The sequence below is a fragment of the Rhodococcus sp. P1Y genome (genome assembly GCF_003641205.1).
Lineage (GTDB): Bacteria > Actinomycetota > Actinomycetes > Mycobacteriales > Mycobacteriaceae > Rhodococcoides.
Genome location: NZ_CP032762.1, coordinates 737,860 through 754,872, shown reverse-complemented (window position 1 = coordinate 754,872; position 17,013 = coordinate 737,860). Strand labels below are relative to the sequence as shown.

Annotated in this window: 15 protein-coding genes and 2 tRNA genes; 13 read left to right on the top strand and 4 right to left on the bottom strand. The window is 63.1% G+C overall.

The window, feature by feature from the left end:
• Nucleotides 1-29: 29 nt before the first annotated feature.
• The 6 genes from D8W71_RS03565 (at nt 30) to D8W71_RS03540 (ending at nt 8,087) form a co-directional block, all read left to right on the top strand.
• Nucleotides 30-1,127, top strand: coding sequence for a PDR/VanB family oxidoreductase (locus D8W71_RS03565; protein ID WP_236077691.1), 1,098 nt, complete (start codon nt 30-32; stop codon nt 1,125-1,127).
• A 293-nt stretch (nt 1,128-1,420) separates the two neighbouring features.
• The gene (gene gyrB / locus D8W71_RS03560) at nt 1,421-3,460 is read left to right on the top strand and encodes a DNA topoisomerase (ATP-hydrolyzing) subunit B (RefSeq protein WP_121118509.1); all 2,040 of its coding nucleotides are present in this window, start codon (nt 1,421-1,423) and stop codon (nt 3,458-3,460) included.
• A gap of 76 nt (nt 3,461-3,536) precedes the next feature.
• Nucleotides 3,537-6,083: a DNA gyrase subunit A gene (gene gyrA / locus D8W71_RS03555; protein WP_121111050.1), complete on the top strand. Its 2,547-nt coding sequence runs from the start codon at nt 3,537-3,539 to the stop codon at nt 6,081-6,083.
• Nucleotides 6,084-7,544, top strand: coding sequence for a DUF3566 domain-containing protein (locus D8W71_RS03550; RefSeq protein WP_236077690.1), 1,461 nt, complete (start codon nt 6,084-6,086; stop codon nt 7,542-7,544). It begins immediately after the preceding gene.
• Nucleotides 7,545-7,653: 109 nt separating this feature from the next.
• A tRNA-Ile gene (locus tag D8W71_RS03545) sits at nt 7,654-7,727 on the top strand.
• A gap of 287 nt (nt 7,728-8,014) precedes the next feature.
• Nucleotides 8,015-8,087 (top strand) — tRNA-Ala (locus tag D8W71_RS03540).
• A gap of 111 nt (nt 8,088-8,198) precedes the next feature.
• On the opposite strand, the gene D8W71_RS27285 is transcribed toward D8W71_RS03540, so the two are convergent.
• Complete coding sequence (locus tag D8W71_RS27285; RefSeq protein WP_153275301.1) at nt 8,199-8,351, bottom strand: hypothetical protein; 153 nt, start codon at nt 8,349-8,351, stop codon at nt 8,199-8,201.
• A gap of 213 nt (nt 8,352-8,564) precedes the next feature.
• Between D8W71_RS27285 and D8W71_RS03535 the strand changes: the two genes are divergently transcribed.
• From D8W71_RS03535 to D8W71_RS03525, 3 genes are all read left to right on the top strand, one after another.
• The gene (locus D8W71_RS03535; protein WP_121111048.1) at nt 8,565-9,512 is read left to right on the top strand and encodes an acyl-ACP desaturase; all 948 of its coding nucleotides are present in this window, start codon (nt 8,565-8,567) and stop codon (nt 9,510-9,512) included.
• Nucleotides 9,513-9,750: 238 nt separating this feature from the next.
• Nucleotides 9,751-10,749 (top strand): GGDEF domain-containing protein, encoded by a 999-nt coding sequence (locus tag D8W71_RS03530; protein ID WP_236077689.1) that lies wholly within the window; start codon nt 9,751-9,753, stop codon nt 10,747-10,749.
• Between the two features lie 125 nt (nt 10,750-10,874).
• The gene (locus tag D8W71_RS03525; RefSeq protein WP_121111044.1) at nt 10,875-12,464 is read left to right on the top strand and encodes an alpha/beta hydrolase; all 1,590 of its coding nucleotides are present in this window, start codon (nt 10,875-10,877) and stop codon (nt 12,462-12,464) included.
• Here D8W71_RS03525 and D8W71_RS03520 read toward each other — a convergent pair.
• Nucleotides 12,458-12,865, bottom strand: coding sequence for a hypothetical protein (locus D8W71_RS03520; protein ID WP_121111042.1), 408 nt, complete (start codon nt 12,863-12,865; stop codon nt 12,458-12,460). The two genes, D8W71_RS03525 and D8W71_RS03520, sit on opposite strands and share 7 nt — an antisense overlap.
• Before the next feature lie 77 nt (nt 12,866-12,942).
• Here D8W71_RS03520 and D8W71_RS03515 point away from each other — a divergent pair, with 77 nt between their 5' ends.
• Entirely contained in the window at nt 12,943-13,470 is a 528-nt protein-coding gene (locus D8W71_RS03515; RefSeq protein ID WP_121111040.1) for a peptidylprolyl isomerase, read from the top strand.
• Nucleotides 13,471-13,531: 61 nt separating this feature from the next.
• On the top strand, nt 13,532-14,449 hold the full coding sequence (locus D8W71_RS03510) for a rhomboid family intramembrane serine protease (protein WP_121111038.1): 918 nt from the start codon (nt 13,532-13,534) through the stop codon (nt 14,447-14,449).
• Nucleotides 14,450-14,476: 27 nt separating this feature from the next.
• Here D8W71_RS03510 and D8W71_RS03505 read toward each other — a convergent pair whose 3' ends face one another.
• Both D8W71_RS03505 and crgA read right to left on the bottom strand, forming a co-directional pair.
• On the bottom strand, nt 14,477-14,959 hold the full coding sequence (locus D8W71_RS03505) for a PH domain-containing protein (protein WP_201265241.1): 483 nt from the start codon (nt 14,957-14,959) through the stop codon (nt 14,477-14,479).
• A gap of 57 nt (nt 14,960-15,016) precedes the next feature.
• Nucleotides 15,017-15,280 (bottom strand): cell division protein CrgA, encoded by a 264-nt coding sequence (gene crgA, locus D8W71_RS03500; RefSeq protein WP_121118505.1) that lies wholly within the window; start codon nt 15,278-15,280, stop codon nt 15,017-15,019.
• Between the two features lie 290 nt (nt 15,281-15,570).
• On the opposite strand from crgA, the gene D8W71_RS03495 reads away from it, so the two are divergent.
• Nucleotides 15,571-16,326 (top strand): DUF881 domain-containing protein, encoded by a 756-nt coding sequence (locus D8W71_RS03495; RefSeq protein ID WP_121111034.1) that lies wholly within the window; start codon nt 15,571-15,573, stop codon nt 16,324-16,326.
• Between the two features lie 38 nt (nt 16,327-16,364).
• Nucleotides 16,365-17,006 (top strand): aminodeoxychorismate/anthranilate synthase component II, encoded by a 642-nt coding sequence (locus D8W71_RS03490; RefSeq protein ID WP_121111032.1) that lies wholly within the window; start codon nt 16,365-16,367, stop codon nt 17,004-17,006.
• The last annotated feature ends 7 nt before the right edge of the window (nt 17,007-17,013 follow it).

Genomic DNA, 17,013 nt, shown 5'->3' with positions numbered 1-17,013 from the left:
AGATGGGCTTCCGACGACGGCTGAAGGACATGGCCGCGACGGTCGAGACATTTCGACAAGGTCGGTCGATTCCGCAGAACCTCTACGGGCGAGGAGTGCCGGATCAGACGGTGTCGATCGTCACTGATGCGCTCGACAAATGGTTCGCACTGCTCGACGGCGGCCGTTACGACGACGCGTATGCCTCGCCGCCGGTGATCCGGGCGATTCCGCTGACACTCGCGAGCCGCGAGATTCTGTGTGAGGACAACGCGGTGGTTCGGTTGACTTTCGCGTCGACCGATGGCGCGGATCTTCCGGCGTGGACACCCGGTATGCACCTCGATTTCACACTGCCGTCGGGGCGTCGGCGCCAGTACTCTCTGTGCGGCGATCCGGCCGAACGAAATACGTATACCGTTGCGGTTCGGTACATTCCGGACGGCGGCGGAGGTTCTACCGAGATGCACTCCCTCGAGGAGGGTGCAGCGGTGACGGTCAGAGGTCCACGGAACGGGTTTCCATTCGTTCCGCGTGGCAACGCGGTGTTCGTGGCAGGCGGCATCGGTATCACCGCGATCCTGCCGATGGTGCGTGCGGCGAACGCGGCCGGAATGGATTGGCATCTCGTGTACTGCGGTCGCTCACGGGAGTCGCTGCCGTTTCTCGACGAGATCGAGGCGCTGCCGCCCGGCCGTGTCACGATCCGCACCGACGATGCCGCTGGAATAGCCACCGGACCCGAGCTCCTCGAACGAGCAGGAACCGGCGCCGTCTACTGCTGTGGCCCACCTCCGATGATCGATGCGGTTCGGCGTGCCTTCGACAGTGTGCCCGCGACCCATCTGTACTTCGAACGTTTCTCCCCTCCTCCGGTGCGCGGTGGTGTCGAATTCGAAGTTCAGTTGGTCGACACCGGCGAGATAATCACCGTTCCGTCGGATACGACTGCGCTGCAGGCAATTCGGGAAATCAAGCCCGATGTCGCGTACTCGTGTCAGCAGGGATTCTGTGGAACCTGCCGAACCCGTGTGCTCAGCGGTACGCCGGACCATCGTGAATCTCGACTGACTCCCGAAGAGCAGGAGAGCGAGATGTTGATCTGTGTCTCGCGCGCCGAGGGCGGACGGATCGTGCTTGACCTGTAGCAGTCTTATCGTCGATCGACCCTCCATCTTTGTCGCGGACACGCGAGAAAATCCGTCTGTGAGGCATTCAGGGGCCAATTCGGGGTGTCATCGTCCCCATGCCGTCGGTAGGTACCAGTAGGATGGACCGGTAACAGAGAAACCCTTCGGATCGGCTCCGCCGAACGTGCCAGACCACCCGGTCGAGCACGGACGTGGAGTCGACTCGTGCGGTGGCACCACCAGGTGCGTACGCAGCAGCACCGTGTGGTGCGAGGGGGTCTTTCGACGCGCAGAAGGAGAACAACCGAACCGTGGCTGCCGAGAAGTCAGGTAAGACCGACAACAAGGATTACGGCGCTTCGTCGATCACCGTGCTCGAAGGGCTGGAAGCAGTCCGCAAGAGGCCCGGTATGTACATCGGGTCCACCGGTGAGCGAGGCCTCCACCACCTGATCTGGGAAGTCGTCGACAACTCTGTGGACGAGGCCATGGCCGGTTACGCCTCCACCGTCGACGTCACCATTCACGAGGACGGCAGCGTCGAGGTCAAGGACGACGGCCGAGGAATCCCCGTCGGCACGCACTCCTCCGGTGTACCCACCGTCGAGGTCGTCATGACCCAGCTGCACGCGGGCGGCAAGTTCGACTCCGACTCGTACGCCGTGTCCGGTGGTCTTCACGGCGTCGGCATCTCGGTAGTCAACGCCCTCTCGACCAAGGTCGAACTGCAGATCGCGCGCGACGGACATCGCTACACCCAGACGTACAACTACGCCAAGCCCGGGCCGCTCGAAACCGTCGGTGACACGACGGACACCGGCACGATCGTCCGTTTCTGGCCGGACGGCAAGATCTTCGAGACTCTCGACTTCAGCTTCGATACCGTGCATCGTCGCCTCCAGGAGATGGCGTTCCTGAACAAGGGACTGACCATCAACTTCGTCGACGAGCGAGTCGCGGACACGGACGCAACCGAGGAGGAGCTGGGCGAAACCGCCCTCGCGCCCAAGTCGGCGGAAGAAGAAGAGGCGGAAGCAGCGGCCGCCAAGCCCACGAAGGCGCGCAAACGGACCTACCACTACCCGGACGGCCTGGTCGACTTCGTCAAGCACATCAACGCCAAGAAGACGCCGATCCACAACTCGGTCGTCGGCTTCACCGGTAAGGGTGAGGGCCACGAGGTCGAGATCGCGATGCAGTGGAACGCCGGCTACTCGGAATCGGTCCACACCTTCGCCAACACCATCAACACGCACGAGGGCGGCACCCACGAAGAGGGTTTCCGCACCGCGCTCACTGCGACGGTGAACAAGTACGCCAAAGAGAAGAAGCTCGTCAAGGAGAAAGACGGCAACCTCACCGGCGACGACATCCGTGAGGGACTCGCCGCGGTCATCTCCGTGCGAGTCGGAGAACCGCAGTTCGAGGGACAGACCAAGACCAAGCTCGGCAACACCGAAGTGCGATCGTTCGTCCTCAAGGCCTGCAACGAGCACCTGTCGCATTGGTTCGAGTCGAATCCGGCCGACGCCAAGACGATCATCAACAAGGCCGTGTCGTCCGCGCAAGCACGGATGGCCGCCCGCAAAGCACGAGAATTGGTGCGGCGCAAGAGCGCAACCGATATCGGCGGCCTACCGGGCAAGCTGGCAGACTGCCGCTCGAACGATCCTGCCAAGTCCGAGATCTACATCGTGGAGGGCGACTCCGCAGGTGGCTCGGCGAAATCGGGCCGCGACTCGATGTTCCAGGCAATTCTTCCGCTCCGCGGAAAGATCATCAACGTCGAGAAAGCACGCATCGACCGCGTCCTCAAGAACAACGAGGTCCAGTCGATCATCACCGCGTTCGGCACCGGTATTCACGACGAGTTCGACATCACCAAGCTGCGCTACCACAAGATCGTCCTGATGGCCGACGCCGACGTCGACGGCCAGCACATCTCGACGCTGCTCATGACATTGCTGTTCCGCTTCATGCGGCCGCTCATCGAACACGGTCACGTGTACCTGGCCATGCCGCCGTTGTACAAGCTGAAGTGGAGCCGGGGCGAACCCGACTTCGCGTACTCCGATCGTGAGCGCGACGGACTACTCGAAGCCGGCATCGCCAACAAGCGCAAGATCAATGTCGAGGACGGTGTCCAGCGCTACAAAGGCCTCGGCGAGATGAACGCCAAGGAACTGTGGGAAACCACGATGGACCCGTCGGTACGCGTTCTGCGGTTGGTCACCCTCGACGATGCAGCTGCTGCAGACGAACTGTTCAGCGTGTTGATGGGTGAAGACGTCAGTGCCCGACGTAGTTTCATCGCGCGCAACGCCAAAGACGTTCGTTTCTTGGATGTGTGACAAGCCTGGACGTGTGATGCGGTTTCCACGTTCCTGAATCTGCTTACGCCACAAAGATTTTGATAGAGGAGAATTGATGTCGGACATTACCGAGCCTCCTGTCGGGCCACCCGGACAGACGACGAACGCCGAAGGCGGCGACCGGATCGATCCGGTCGACATTCAGCAGGAGATGCAGCGCAGCTACATCGATTACGCCATGAGCGTCATCGTCGGTCGCGCGCTTCCCGAAGTACGCGACGGACTCAAGCCGGTTCACCGCCGAGTTCTGTACGCAATGTACGACTCGGGCTTCCGTCCCGACCGCAGCTATGTGAAATCGGCACGACCCGTTGCCGAAACGATGGGTAACTACCACCCACACGGCGACACCTCGATCTACGACGCGCTCGTTCGTCTCGCACAGCCGTGGTCGATGCGCTACCCACTGGTCGACGGTCAGGGCAACTTCGGCTCCCGCGGAAACGACGGCGCTGCCGCCATGCGTTACACCGAGGCGCGCCTGACGCCGCTCGCGATGGAGATGCTGCGCGACATCGACGAGGAAACCGTCGACTTCATCCCCAACTACGACGGCAAAACCCAAGAGCCGACCGTACTTCCGTCGCGCGTGCCGAACCTGTTGATGAACGGCTCGAACGGCATCGCCGTCGGTATGGCCACCAACATTCCGCCGCACAACCTGCGTGAACTCGGCGAAGCCGTCTTCTGGGCACTCGACAACTTCGAGGCCGACGAAGAAGCAACACTCGCCGCATGTATGGAACGCGTCAAGGGGCCGGACTTCCCCACACACGGACTCATCGTCGGTGGACAGGGAATCCAGGACGCCTACTCGACCGGTCGCGGATCGATCCGTATGCGCGGCGTGGTCGAGATCGAAGAGGATTCCAACGGACGCTCGACCATCGTGATCACCGAGCTGCCGTACCAGGTCAACCCGGACAACATGATCACCTCGATCGCCGAGCAAGTCCGCGACGGCAAGCTCGGTGGGATCTCCAAGATCGACGACGAGTCCTCGGACCGCGTCGGCATGCGCATCGTCGTCACCATCAAGCGTGACGCCGTCGCCAAGGTCGTGCTGAACAATCTCTACAAGCACTCGCAGCTGCAGACGAGCTTCGGCGCCAACATGCTGTCGATCGTCGACGGTGTCCCACGGACACTGCGTCTGGATCAGATGATTCGCTACTACGTGGCGCATCAGCTCGATGTCATTGTTCGCCGCACGCGCTACCGACTCCGCAAAGCGGAGGAACGGGCTCATATCCTGCGCGGTCTGGTCAAAGCGTTGGACGCTCTCGACGAGGTCATCGCCCTCATCCGTCGTTCACCCGACGTCGATGCTGCGCGTGCAGGCCTGATCGAACTGCTCGATGTCGACCAGATCCAGGCCGATGCCATTCTCGCGATGCAGTTGCGTCGCCTGGCTGCCCTCGAGCGTCAGAAGATCATCGACGAGTTGGCCGAGATCGAGCTCGAGATCGCCGAACTGCAGGACATCCTGGCCAAACCAGAGCGCCAGCGGCAGATTGTGCGTGACGAGTTGGCCGAGATCGTCGAGAAGTTCGGCGACGACCGTCGTACTCGCATCATCGCCAGCGACGGAGACGTCAACGACGAGGACCTCATTGCTCGTGAGAACGTCGTCGTCACCATCACCGAAACCGGTTACGCCAAGCGGACGAGGACGGATCTCTACCGCTCGCAGAAGCGCGGAGGAAAGGGCGTCCAGGGGGCGGGCCTCAAGCAGGACGACATCGTCAGCAAGTTCTTCGTCTGCTCCACGCACGACTGGATTTTGTTCTTCACCACGAAGGGCCGGGTCTACCGAGCCAAGGCGTACGAGCTTCCAGAGGCGAACAGGACCGCCCGCGGCCAGCACGTCGCCAACCTTCTGGCATTCCAACCCGATGAACGCATCGCGCAGGTCATCCAGATTCAGACGTACGAGGATGCGCCGTACCTGGTGCTCGCCACCAAGGGAGGCTTGGTCAAGAAATCCAAGCTGACCGATTTCGATTCCAACCGCAGCGGCGGAATCGTCGCAGTGAACCTGCGAGGCGAAGACGAACTGGTCGGCGCAGTGCTCGCGTCCTCGGACGACGACTTGTTGCTCGTATCTGCGCAAGGGCAATCGATTCGGTTCTCGGCAACCGACGAGGTTCTGCGTCCGATGGGCCGCGCGACCTCGGGTGTCCAAGGCATGCGTTTCAACGGCGAGGACGAACTGTTGTCGCTCAACGTCGTCCGTGAGGGCAAGTACCTGCTGGTCGCGACCTCGGGCGGGTACTCGAAGCGCACCGCAATGGAGGACTACCCGCAGCAGGGACGTGGCGGAAAGGGCGTGCTGACAATTCAGTACGACCCGAAGCGTGGCACCCTGGTGGGGGCTCTCATCGTCGACGACGATGACGAGCTGTACGCAATCACCTCCGGTGGCGGCGTAATCCGGACCGCAGCGAAGCAGGTTCGGAAGGCTGGTCGGCAGACGAAGGGCGTTCGGTTGATGAATCTCGGGGAAGGCGACACACTTCTCGCTATTGCCCGTAACGCCGACGAACACGATCCGGAGCCGGGTGCAGTCTCCGCCGAAGACGAAGTACCGAAGGAGTCGTAAGTGAGCACTCCCAACAGGCCTGGCAGTAGGCCCGTTCCATCGAACGAACCGGGCGAGCAGCCGCGGACTTCCGCTCGGCCGCAACCGGCTGTTCGGCCTGGAACGCAGCCGCAGGCGGCCGGAGGCAACCGGCCGCCGGTTCGGCCACCGAACGGCTCGGGTCAGGCTCCGGGTCGACCGGCGCCACGTGCCGAGAATCCAGCGGCCGGGCAAACGCCCGAGCGTCCCGGTAACGGCCAGCCTGCGCGTCCGTCTGCGTCCGGTCCGAAGACTCCCGAGCGTCCCCAGGTGCCGTCCGCCGAACGCCGCCCGGACGCACCGACGGCGGCGCAGCAGCCTCCTACCGAGGCCGCTCCACGCGTGGAAGCCGACAGGCCTGCGCCCCCACGCCCTGATGCTCCTCGCGGTGAGGTCCGCCGTCCGGATGCTCCGCGGCCGGATGCTCCTCGTGCCGAGGATCGTCCGATCGACCCTCTCCGGTCCGGCGACGTAGGACAGCCAGCGACCGCTGCATTCCAGAAGCCGCCGTCCGGACCGGTTCGCAGCACACCGGTCCAGAACACACCTGTTCAGGGTCCATCCGCACAGGGTCCATCCGCACAGGGTCCATCGACGCAGGGTCCTTCTGCGCCGGGCTCTTCGGTTCAGGGCGCGTCGGTGCAAGGGAACGGCTCGACGCAGGGCGCTCCGCCGTGGCAGCGCGGGTCGACGCCCCAGCAGAGTGCAGCTCAGCAGGCACCGCCGCAGCAGGGTCAGAACGCCCGGTCACCGCAGAATCAACCGCAGACGAACCTGTCGGCTCGAGGGGGAAGCCTTCCGGCAGCAACCCCGGGCCAGGCCGTTTCCGCGCAGGGTGCACCGACGCAGGACGCGCCCCGCACTGCTCCTGCCGGCTACCCCGAGCAGGAGAACCCGGCCGACCGGACGCAGCGACGCGATGCGGCCAAAACGAAGGCTGCCGGGATCGACGGTCCGACGCGGCACATCGAGCGCAAGGACCTGGCGAAGGACATGCCGGATCTGTCGGAGGTCCGGCACTCGGAGCCGACTTCCGAGACGCAGAAGGTTGCACAACCACTGGTGGTGGCAGCACGCGAAGATGGTGAGCCGCTGCGTGCGACTATCCAGCTCCGCAAGATCGATCCATGGTCGACTCTGAAGATTTCGCTCGTCATCGCGGTGTCGCTTTTCTTCGTGTGGATGGTCGCTGTCGGATTGCTGTACGCGGTGCTCGACGGCATGGGTGTGTGGGATCGCCTCAACAGCGCGTTCACCGAAATCGTGAACGAATCCGGTGACGGCGGTTTGGTCAGCGCTGGCCAGGTGTTCGGCTACGCAGCTGTGATCGGCATCATCAACATGGTGCTGTTCACGGCCCTCACGACCATCGGATCGTTCATCTACAACCTGTCGTCCGACCTGGTCGGGGGCGTCGAAGTGACGCTTGCGGATCGCGACTGACTGCCAGGTTTCGAGGGCCGTATCGGGCCGTTTTGGAGTACAGCGGTTCGATACGGTAACCTCACTCCTCGGTTCGGGAAGAGAATTATTCTCCCGAATCGAGGTACGAGGGCCTATAGCTCAGGCGGTTAGAGCGCTTCCCTGATAAGGAAGAGGTCGGAGGTTCAAGTCCTCCTAGGCCCACACCGAACACGACGAAGAGGTGAGATTCTGTGAAGTTTCTCGTCTGGATCGGCGTGTTGGTGACAGTGGCAGTAGCGGTGTCGAAGGTGCGGGATGCCCGTAGCGGAGATGGCGTGTGGCACGAAGTCACCGCAGCCTGAAATTTGGGCCGGTTGCTCCGACGAACGACGTAATTGCGAAGTGCGCCAGCACTTTCGAATTGCGACAGGGTTCGGAGTGAGTATCGAGTAAGGTGACATCGCGGGGTACGAGCAGGTAATGTTTGGAACGCTCGTCACGCAGGATCCGGGGCCTTAGCTCAGTTGGTAGAGCGCTGCCTTTGCAAGGCAGATGTCAGGAGTTCGAATCTCCTAGGCTCCACAAGTGCATATGTGTTCGGAATGAGACGCTCAACTTCGGTTGAGCGTCTTTTTCGTCTTCGGGGCGCTGTGTCGGTAGCGCCGTCAGTTACATGGATCGGCGGTAGCGCCGTCAGTTACATGGATCGGCGGGCCGGAAGAAGTCGTAGCGGTAAGGACTTGCCCATAGTTTCCGGACGGCCGCCGATGATGCGTGCCGTGCGTAGGTGATCATGCCGATGTGGACGAACACGAGTATCGATGCGAGTGCGATGAATGTCGTCATGAGCTTCAGTGTCTGCCTCGGGGCGCTACGACAACAGTGGCAGTAATGCCAACTATGTACGAGAAACTGCCAACTGTGATCCCAACCAGAGACTGGTTGCGCGAATGTGGACTTCTCCAGACATCACCGTGGTCCCGTGACGCACCCGACACGCCGGGCATAGCCTACGGCTGACCGCGAAGTCACCGCTGTACCCGTACGAAGGACCGAGCAATGCGCGATCTCGACCATACCGAGCTGTTGACGGAACTCGAAGAGACGATGGAACAGAATCTGAACCGTCATCTGTCGATTTCCAAGGAATGGCATCCGCACGATTACATTCCGTGGGACGAGGGACGCAACTTTGCCGCCATGGGTGGGCAGGACTGGGACGAGTCTCAGTCCAACCTCTCCGAACTCGCACGTGTCGCGATGATCACCAACCTCCTCACCGAGGACAATTTGCCCTCCTACCACCGAGGTCTGGCCGACAACTTCTCGTTGGACGGTGCCTGGGGTACCTGGGTGGGCCGATGGACGGCCGAGGAAAACCGCCACGGAATCGTGATGAGGGACTATCTCGTCGTCACGCGTGCTGTCGATCCCGTAGAGCTCGAACGCGCCCGCATGCAGCACATGACCACCGGTGTCGACGCCCCTATGGACGGCGCGAACTTCCTGCACTCTGTTGCATACGTGACGCTGCAGGAACTGGCCACGAGAGTGTCACACCGCAACACCGGACTTGCGTGTGGTGACGAGATCGCCGACCGCATGCTCGCGCGGATCGCCGCGGACGAGAACCTGCACATGATCTTCTACCGCAACCTCGGCTCGGCGGCGCTGGACCTCACGCCCGACCAGATGGTCAGGGCGATCGCCGACGTGGCCACCGACTTCGCGATGCCCGGACTCAACATGCCGAACTTCCGCAAGAACGCGATGGCGCTGGCCAAACACGGCATCTACGATCTCCGTCAGCACCTGGACGAAGTTCTGCTCCCGGTCCTTCGCCACTGGCGAATTTTCGACCGCGACGACTTCTCAACAGCGGGAGAAAAAGACCGCGACCGACTCGCAGTGTTCGTCGAAGAGCTGTCCGCCAAGGCGTCGAAGTTCGAAGAATCACGCGATCGTCTCCTCGCCCGCGAAGCCGCCCGCGCCGAACTCGCCTCCTGACACCGCCAAACCGCACCGCCGCGCTCTCGCTGCCTGGGTCACTCCGCACCGCTGCGCTCTCGCCTGGTAACAGCTCCAAAGCATGCGGAAGGTGTTAAAGTCCCGCACGACAGACGTCGCCGTAGACGCTGAACGCGATGTCCTGGGGAGGTGGCAGAGTGCGGATTCTTATCCGTGGAGGCTCCACCCCGACCCTTGTTTGTTGCCGTAGCGGGGCGTGCGTCGGATGATCGACCGGATGCTGTCCAAGACAGCGAAACTCGACGAATCCGGAATCACCCTGTTCGTGTACATCGTCGCCACCACTCTGCTGTACGTCGCGAGCGGCAGTGCGTCGTGGAGCGTCGCTGGTCCGTGGCGACGGCTGGCGATCGTGGTCGTGTTGGCGCTCGGAATTGCGTCGGCCGTGACACTGATGCGGTCGCGGGCGCCCAGTCCGAAACGGACGATCGGTGTCGTCACGTTCATGGGGATCCTTGCTGTGGCCCTGTCCTTCTCGGCGAGCTACACGATGTCGGCCTTCTTGGTCTGCGTTCTGTCGACGATGTTTCTCGGTATGCACATCGGGGCCTTCTGGTCGGAGCGCAACGCGGGGTTCTGGGTTGCCACGCTCGCGCTGTCGGCAGTCCTCGGAGCATCGATCGGGCCGTACGAATCGTCGTTCATTTCCTTCGTTCTCATCGCACTCGGTGTAGTCGGAGCGACCGAGGTCTTCGGAGCCTTCGCCCGACGTATGCGGTACTCGGCCACCCACGACGCGCTCACTGGGCTTCTCAACAGATTCGGTTTCGAATCGAAAGTCGAGAAGATGTTGCCCGCGTGTGCAGCCCGGGGTCTGTCGGTCAGCATGGCGGTGCTCGACCTCGACCATTTCAAACAGATCAACGACGAATACGGTCATATCGCGGGCGACGTACTCCTCGCCCGGGTGTCGAAGGCATGGAAGGCGGAGTTGAGCCGTCGAGACGTTTTGGGCAGGCTCGGCGGCGACGAGTTCGTCCTGTTCATGCCAGGGGTTCTGGAAGCCGAGGCGTGGCAGATCGTCGACCGTCTCCGCCGTGCGCATCGTGCGGAGTGGAGCGTCGGTCTCGTGACCATGCCTGCCGCACGCCGATGGGCCGAGATCTACCGAGCTGCCGACGCGGATCTGTACCGCGCCAAGCGCAGTCGTCCGTCGAAAGTCAGTCGGACCGAGGACTCCGGGCCCGACGAATCGGAGTGGAGAATAGCGCGTTGAGAAGTACTCCACAGAATCTATCCACAGTCTGGGGATAGATTTCTCGGCGCCGTCCTGCGCTGTTGTTTACTTCCCTTGGATCGACGGCAACCGCCGCCCGATTTGATCCCAGGGGGGTTTCGAACATGGTGTCGTGGACTGATATCTGCCGCTGGGACCCGTCGGAGATCGCACTGGTAGCGCGACGGTTCACCGAGGCTGCGCACTCACTCACCGTGGGCATCGAGAATCTGGAATGGGAACTTCAGCGGCTCGACTGGTCGGGAGACGCCGGCGGCGCGGCGAAAGCAGACCTGCGGCGCGCGATCGCCGAGAACCAGGCGTCCGCGCGGCAATTGGAGTACGTCGGGCAGTGTGTAGCCGACACCACCGATCGCATGTATCCAATCCGGGCAGTCGTTCGGGAATGTGAGTCGACCAGCACCGACAACACGATGCCCATCGATCAGGATGGCGCTGTCACCGACGGCCTAACGTCGTATGCGACGGGCGCCGAAGATGCCTGGGACGCAGCCAGATCGAGGATGCGCATGCTCCGTGAACTGGAGGCATCCGTCGCCGAGGTGATTCGTCGTGCCTCGGAGATCGACACCGAAGCCGCATCCCGACTCCGTTCGGCTGTGGCCCCGGAGCCGTTCACGCCCAGCGCGCCCGTCGCCACGGCGTCGTCGACGTCGCCAGGTCTCGCCGCGGCCAACGCAACGTGGTGGGACCTACTCACTCGGTCCGAGCGAACGTCGATCCTGGTCGACGACCCAGGGTCTATCGGGAACCTCGACGGCATTCCCGCCGACGTCAGGGACGCGGCCAACAGACGAATGTTGGTGAGCGAACGCGATCGCCTGGAGCAGGTTGCCGAGGACCTCGAGAGCACTCTGCAGGCCAACGTATTCGGCGGTCTGTTCGACAACGCAGATGCCGGGTTGGAGCAGACACTGAAGCGTATTGCCGCGCTCGACGAGATTGCCGACGTCCTCGACGAGGGACATCGTCAGCTCCTGGTGCTCGACAACTCGAGCGCTACGGATACGTTGGCCGCGATCGCTGTGGGAAATGTACACACGGCCTCACATGTTGCGGTGTTCGTTCCCGGCCTGGATTCGGAGGTCGGTGCGGATGTCCGTCGCTACGACGGTGATATGGATTCCTTGAGAAGTACTGTGCAGCAACTGGTTCCGCCTACAGAGACGGTCGCGTGCGTGACGTGGATGGATTACCAGGCTCCGCAGTTGGGGTGGAGTTTGTTCGATCCACGCCGGACGGTCATGTCGCCGTTGGCTGCGGCAACGGGAGCGCCGCGTCTGAGGTCGTTCCTCGACGGACTGGACGCCGCCCGATCACAAGACCCCCATCTGACACTGCTCGGCCATTCCTACGGCTCGTTGACAGCGGCGCTGGCGCTTCGGGGGGCGGACACCACCGGCGTCGACGACATGGTCGCGCTCGGTTCACCCGGCCTCGGCTTCGACAACGTCGAGCGGTTGTCGGTCCCGCCTGGACATCTGTTCGTAGCCGAAACTCGCGACGACCTGGTGGCCGACACCGGTCTGTTCGGCGCCGACCCCAGCGAGATCGATGGAGTGAGGCCGTTGGCCACCCGGTCCGGCGGTGATCACGCGGACAGTCACGGTCACAGCGAGTACCTGTCGGAAGGAACGGTGACTCAGCAGAACGTGGCACTCGTGGTCTCAGGGCGTACCGAAGCGGTTTACTGAACAGAGTGGCGCGGTAGTCGAGCGCCATCCGGGCCCGGAGGAGTGTCGGCGTAATCGTCGAGGCTCGGGGGAGCGTCGGCGGGCGGAACAAACGTGTTGCGGCGTCGTGTGACCAGTACCGCCGCAGCGACGGCGACGCCGACTATCGATCCGAGGACGACGAATTTCCTCGTTTTCGTGCTGGTAGAAGCCGACTTCGGCTTCGGGCCGGTCAGCGCAGCGAGCGACCGCTGGGCGCTGCGTCGTTCTGCACTGCGGCGGGCGAGTGTGTAACCGCGCTGCGCCACCTGCAGACCCAGGCCTGCCGACCCCGTTCCGAACACCTTTGCAGCCTTGGCCAGAGTGCCCCCGGAACTCACAGCGACAGTGCGAAACCGCGAGGACTTCGATGTGGTCGTCATGGGTCCACTGTTTCATATCGACGCGAGGAAAGACCGTCACCGATCGGTCGAGAGCGGGTCAATGGCACGATGGTGGGGTGACTTCACCAAACAAGACATCCACGGCCACGCTGCACACCAACCGCGGCGACATCGTCATCGAACTGTTCGGCAACCACGCGCCGAAAACCGTAGAGAACTTCACCGGTCTCGCGGACGGATCGAAGGACTACACCACTGCCAACGCATCCGGTGGCAACTCGGGACCGTTCTACGACGGCGCCGTGTTCCACCGCGTGATCGACGGCTTCATGATTCAGGGCGGTGACCCGACCGGCACCGGCGCAGGTGGACCGGGTTACAAGTTCGCCGACGAGTTCCACCCCGAGCTCTCGTTCGACCGTCCGTACCTGCTCGCCATGGCCAACGCCGGACCGGGAACCAACGGATCGCAGTTCTTCATCACCACCGGCAAGACCCCTCACCTCAACCGCAAGCACACCATCTTCGGTGAGGTCACCGACGAGGCGTCGAAGAAGGTCGTCGACGCCATCTCCGGTACCCCGGTCGGCCGCGGCGACCGTCCGGTCGACGAGGTTGTCATCAACAGCATCACGCTGGCCTGACACACCCGGCCTGACACGCCCCGTTCCGGCATATTCGCACAGACACTGAGGACGATTTTCGATGACGAACCCCGGCTGGGGTGGCCCGTACGGTAACGAGCCGACCCCATCTCGGTCGACGTGTGTTCGGCACCCCGATCGTCCTACATCGCTGGCGTGCTCTAGGTGCGGCCGGCCTGCATGCCCTCAGTGCCTGCAGGCCGCCGCCGTCGGGCAGCACTGCGTTGACTGTGTCCGTGCCGGCAACGCGAACGTCCGCCAGGCGCGGACGGTTGCCGGGGCGCCCGCCAGCGGCACGTTCGGGCTCGTCACGTACATCCTGATGGGTCTGAACGTGCTCGCCTTCGCGGCGACGGCACTGCAATCCCGCAGCCTGCTCGACAACAGCGCGGACTCGTCTCTGTTCGACTCGTGGGCATTGTTCCCACCCGCCGTGGCAACCGGAGACGTCGAACGTCTCATCGGGAGCGGCTTCTTACACTTCGGCCCGATCCATTTGCTCGTCAACATGTTCGCGCTGTACATCATCGGGCGTGATGTGGAGGCCATCCTCGGCCGAGCACGCTACGTGGCTGTGTACGCGGTGTCGCTGCTCGGAGGCAGCGCGTCGGTGATGATCCTCGAGGCGCCCATCAGCCTGACGGCTGGCGCGTCGGGCGCGATTTTCGGGCTTCTCGGCGCCCAAGCGGTCATCCTGCTCAAACTCAGGCGAAGTCCGACGCCCGTTTTGGTGGTGATCGGCCTCAATGTGGTCATCAGCATCTCGATTCCCGGGATTTCGCTGTGGGGCCACATGGGTGGTCTCGTCGCGGGTGCTCTCGCGACCGCGGGGATCCTGTTCCTCCCGAACGTGGTCGGCGGCAATGATCGACGCCGCGCATCGATGGTCGGCTGGTGTGCAGTGGCGGGTGTCGCTGTGCTCGCGCTCGCCGTCATCGCGTTCCGGATTCTCGACCTGCGTTCGCAGATGGGTCTGTAAGAGCGGTCGAATCTCGGCCGACCGGCGTCAGCGCTCGCGCGGTACGAACCCGTATTGATCCAGGGCGTCGAACACGTCCTGTGGATCGGTTCCCAGGTCCCATCTACCGAAGATGACCAGTCGGTCGTCGTCCTCACCTGCACGCCGGACGTCGATCTCCAACATCGGCACGCGTCGCCCCAGCCTCGGATACTTCGAGATCTTGATCCGCGCGATTTCATCGCGTCGGTAGGAACGGACGCCCGTCAGTCGCTTCATCGACAACGTCTCGTCGTTTATCCACAGACGAGGACGCTGGTAGGCCGCGAGAGCGCCGATTATCCACAGCCCCAACGCGGCAATCGAGATCAGAAATCGGCCGGCCGTATCGGTCGATGTCAGCAGCGACGCTCCGACCAGGGAAAATCCACCGACGAACAGTGCGATCACGGCGGGCAACGGTGTTGCCCATGCCCGTCTATCCACACCCTGTGGATGGGAAGATCCTTTATCCACAGGCTTTATCCACATTGGGGATGAATAACACGCGTGTAACTCGAACGCCGACGCTGCCGTCTGCGGACTCGATCATCGCCACCGCATGGTCATGACCAGACCGACAACCATGAATCCGAAACCGATGAGGAAGTTCCAGGCGCCGAGATTGTTCATCCACGAGATGTCCTCGGCAGCCAAGTAGTAGACCAGGAGCCACAGGAGCCCGACCAGCATGAATCCGAGCATGACCGCAACGTAGAACGGACTCGACGGGCCCGCTTTGACCGAACCGGGCGTACGTGTTCCCGGTGCGATGACATAGTCCTTCTTCTTCCGGACCTTGGACTTCGGCATAGTTTCCCCTTCGCTGTCGTTCGCCTGCACCGACGCGCTCACTCGGCCTCGGTGCGGCGAGGATGCAAGGTTGTGGACAACCGCTGTGGAGCCTGTGGATGAAACTGGCTCGGACGCGGCCCCAAACCCTCACATCGACGAGGCACAGGAGCAGGTAGCGTTCGGTGCTGTCACGTGCCCAATTTTGCGCACATGCCCTGTACACGCTAGCTCAGCGCACCCACGTCGGTGCACACCCACGCATCGACCCATACACATCGGCACATACATCAGGGAACATCGGAGGAGTGATGGCGAGGGACAACCCGCACGCCCGCTCTGCCGCGTCGTACGTATGGCAGGTGCTCGTGGTGGTGGTGTGTCTGGTTGCAGGCGTCTTGCTGTCCACCACGAGGCAGTTCTCGCACGGCGACGAGATCCGTCGCAGCGACACCACGAGGCTGTCGAGCCTCGTCCGCGGCGCGCAAACAAGCGCCGACGCCACCGAGCGCACACGTGACGAGTTGGCTGCACGGCTCACCGAACTCCGGAACACCGCAGGTGCCCTCGACTCGAACGTCGCCGACGCGCTGGCCCAGGCAACACCACTCGAGGAGCCGGCAGGCCTGCGCGCCGAGTCCGGCCCCGGCGTCGTCGTCACCCTGACCGACGCGGCGCGGGGCCAGGACGGACGGTATGTCGCCGACGCCTCGCCGGACGACCTCGTCGTGCATCAGCAGGACGTGCAAAGCGTGCTCAACGCGCTGTGGTCGGGGGGAGCGCGCGCGGTGGCGATGCAGGATCAGCGCATCACCGGTCAGGTCGCGCCGCGCTGCATCGGCAATACGCTGCTTCTCGGCGGCCGTACCTACAGCCCGCCGTACGTGATGGCTGCGATCGGTGATCCGGCCATGTTGTCCGCTGCATTGGCCGATGAGCCAGGGGTCACGGTGTATCGGCAGTACGCAGTGCGATACGGACTCGGCTACAGCGCCGACGTGCAGGGCAACGTGGAGGTACCGGCATACGACGGGTCGATTCGTCTGCGGTACGCCCAGCCAGGGTGAACCGGAGAGACACAAGACGGTGGGCCTATTCTGGCCCCATGCGCATTCTGGTCGTCGACAACTACGACAGCTTCGTCTTCAACCTCGTCCAGTACCTGGGTCAGCTCGGAGTGAACGCAGACGTCTGGCGCAACGACGACCCTCGGCTCGACGACAGGGCAGCGGTCGCACGAGACTTCGACGGCATTCTGCTGAGCCCAGGACCAGGAACGCCGCAACGCGCGGGCGCGACGATGGACCTCGTCACCGCGGCTGCGAAGGAGAAGACCCCTCTTCTCGGGGTGTGTCTCGGTCATCAGGCGATCGGCGCGGCCTTCGGTGCCACGGTCGACCGCGCGCCCGAGCTGTTGCACGGCAAGACCAGTTCGATCGAGCACGTCGGCGTCGGAGTCCTCGCGGGTCTACCGCAGCCCTTCACGGCCACGCGATACCACTCGTTGACTGTCGAGGAGAACACGATTCCCGACGAGCTGGAAGTCACCGGCCGCACTGCCTCGGGTCTGGTCATGGCCATGCGGCACCGCGAGCTCCCGATTCACGGCGTTCAATTCCACCCGGAGTCGATTCTCACCCAGGGTGGGCACCGGATGCTCGCCAACTGGCTCCAGATCTGCGGGGCGCAGTCCGACGACGCCCTCATCGCCGAGCTCGAGGACCAGGTCGCGTTGGCGTTTCGCTAGAGGGTGT

Excerpts from the sequence above, each read along its gene's own strand:
- D8W71_RS03565 (WP_236077691.1), top strand. The coding sequence starts at position 30 with ATGGCCGCGACGGTCGAGACATTTCGACAAGGTCGGTCGATTCCGCAG.
- gyrA (WP_121111050.1), top strand. The coding sequence starts at position 3,537 with ATGTCGGACATTACCGAGCCTCCTGTCGGGCCACCCGGACAGACGACG.
- D8W71_RS27285 (WP_153275301.1), bottom strand. The coding sequence starts at position 8,351 with ATGACGACATTCATCGCACTCGCATCGATACTCGTGTTCGTCCACATC.
- D8W71_RS03535 (WP_121111048.1), top strand. The coding sequence starts at position 8,565 with ATGCGCGATCTCGACCATACCGAGCTGTTGACGGAACTCGAAGAGACG.
- D8W71_RS03530 (WP_236077689.1), top strand. The coding sequence starts at position 9,751 with ATGCTGTCCAAGACAGCGAAACTCGACGAATCCGGAATCACCCTGTTC.
- D8W71_RS03525 (WP_121111044.1), top strand. The coding sequence starts at position 10,875 with ATGGTGTCGTGGACTGATATCTGCCGCTGGGACCCGTCGGAGATCGCA.
- D8W71_RS03520 (WP_121111042.1), bottom strand. The coding sequence starts at position 12,865 with ATGACGACCACATCGAAGTCCTCGCGGTTTCGCACTGTCGCTGTGAGT.
- D8W71_RS03510 (WP_121111038.1), top strand. The coding sequence starts at position 13,532 with ATGACGAACCCCGGCTGGGGTGGCCCGTACGGTAACGAGCCGACCCCA.
- D8W71_RS03505 (WP_201265241.1), bottom strand. The coding sequence starts at position 14,959 with ATGTGGATAAAGCCTGTGGATAAAGGATCTTCCCATCCACAGGGTGTG.
- crgA (WP_121118505.1), bottom strand. The coding sequence starts at position 15,280 with ATGCCGAAGTCCAAGGTCCGGAAGAAGAAGGACTATGTCATCGCACCG.
- D8W71_RS03495 (WP_121111034.1), top strand. The coding sequence starts at position 15,571 with ATGGCGAGGGACAACCCGCACGCCCGCTCTGCCGCGTCGTACGTATGG.
- D8W71_RS03490 (WP_121111032.1), top strand. The coding sequence starts at position 16,365 with ATGCGCATTCTGGTCGTCGACAACTACGACAGCTTCGTCTTCAACCTC.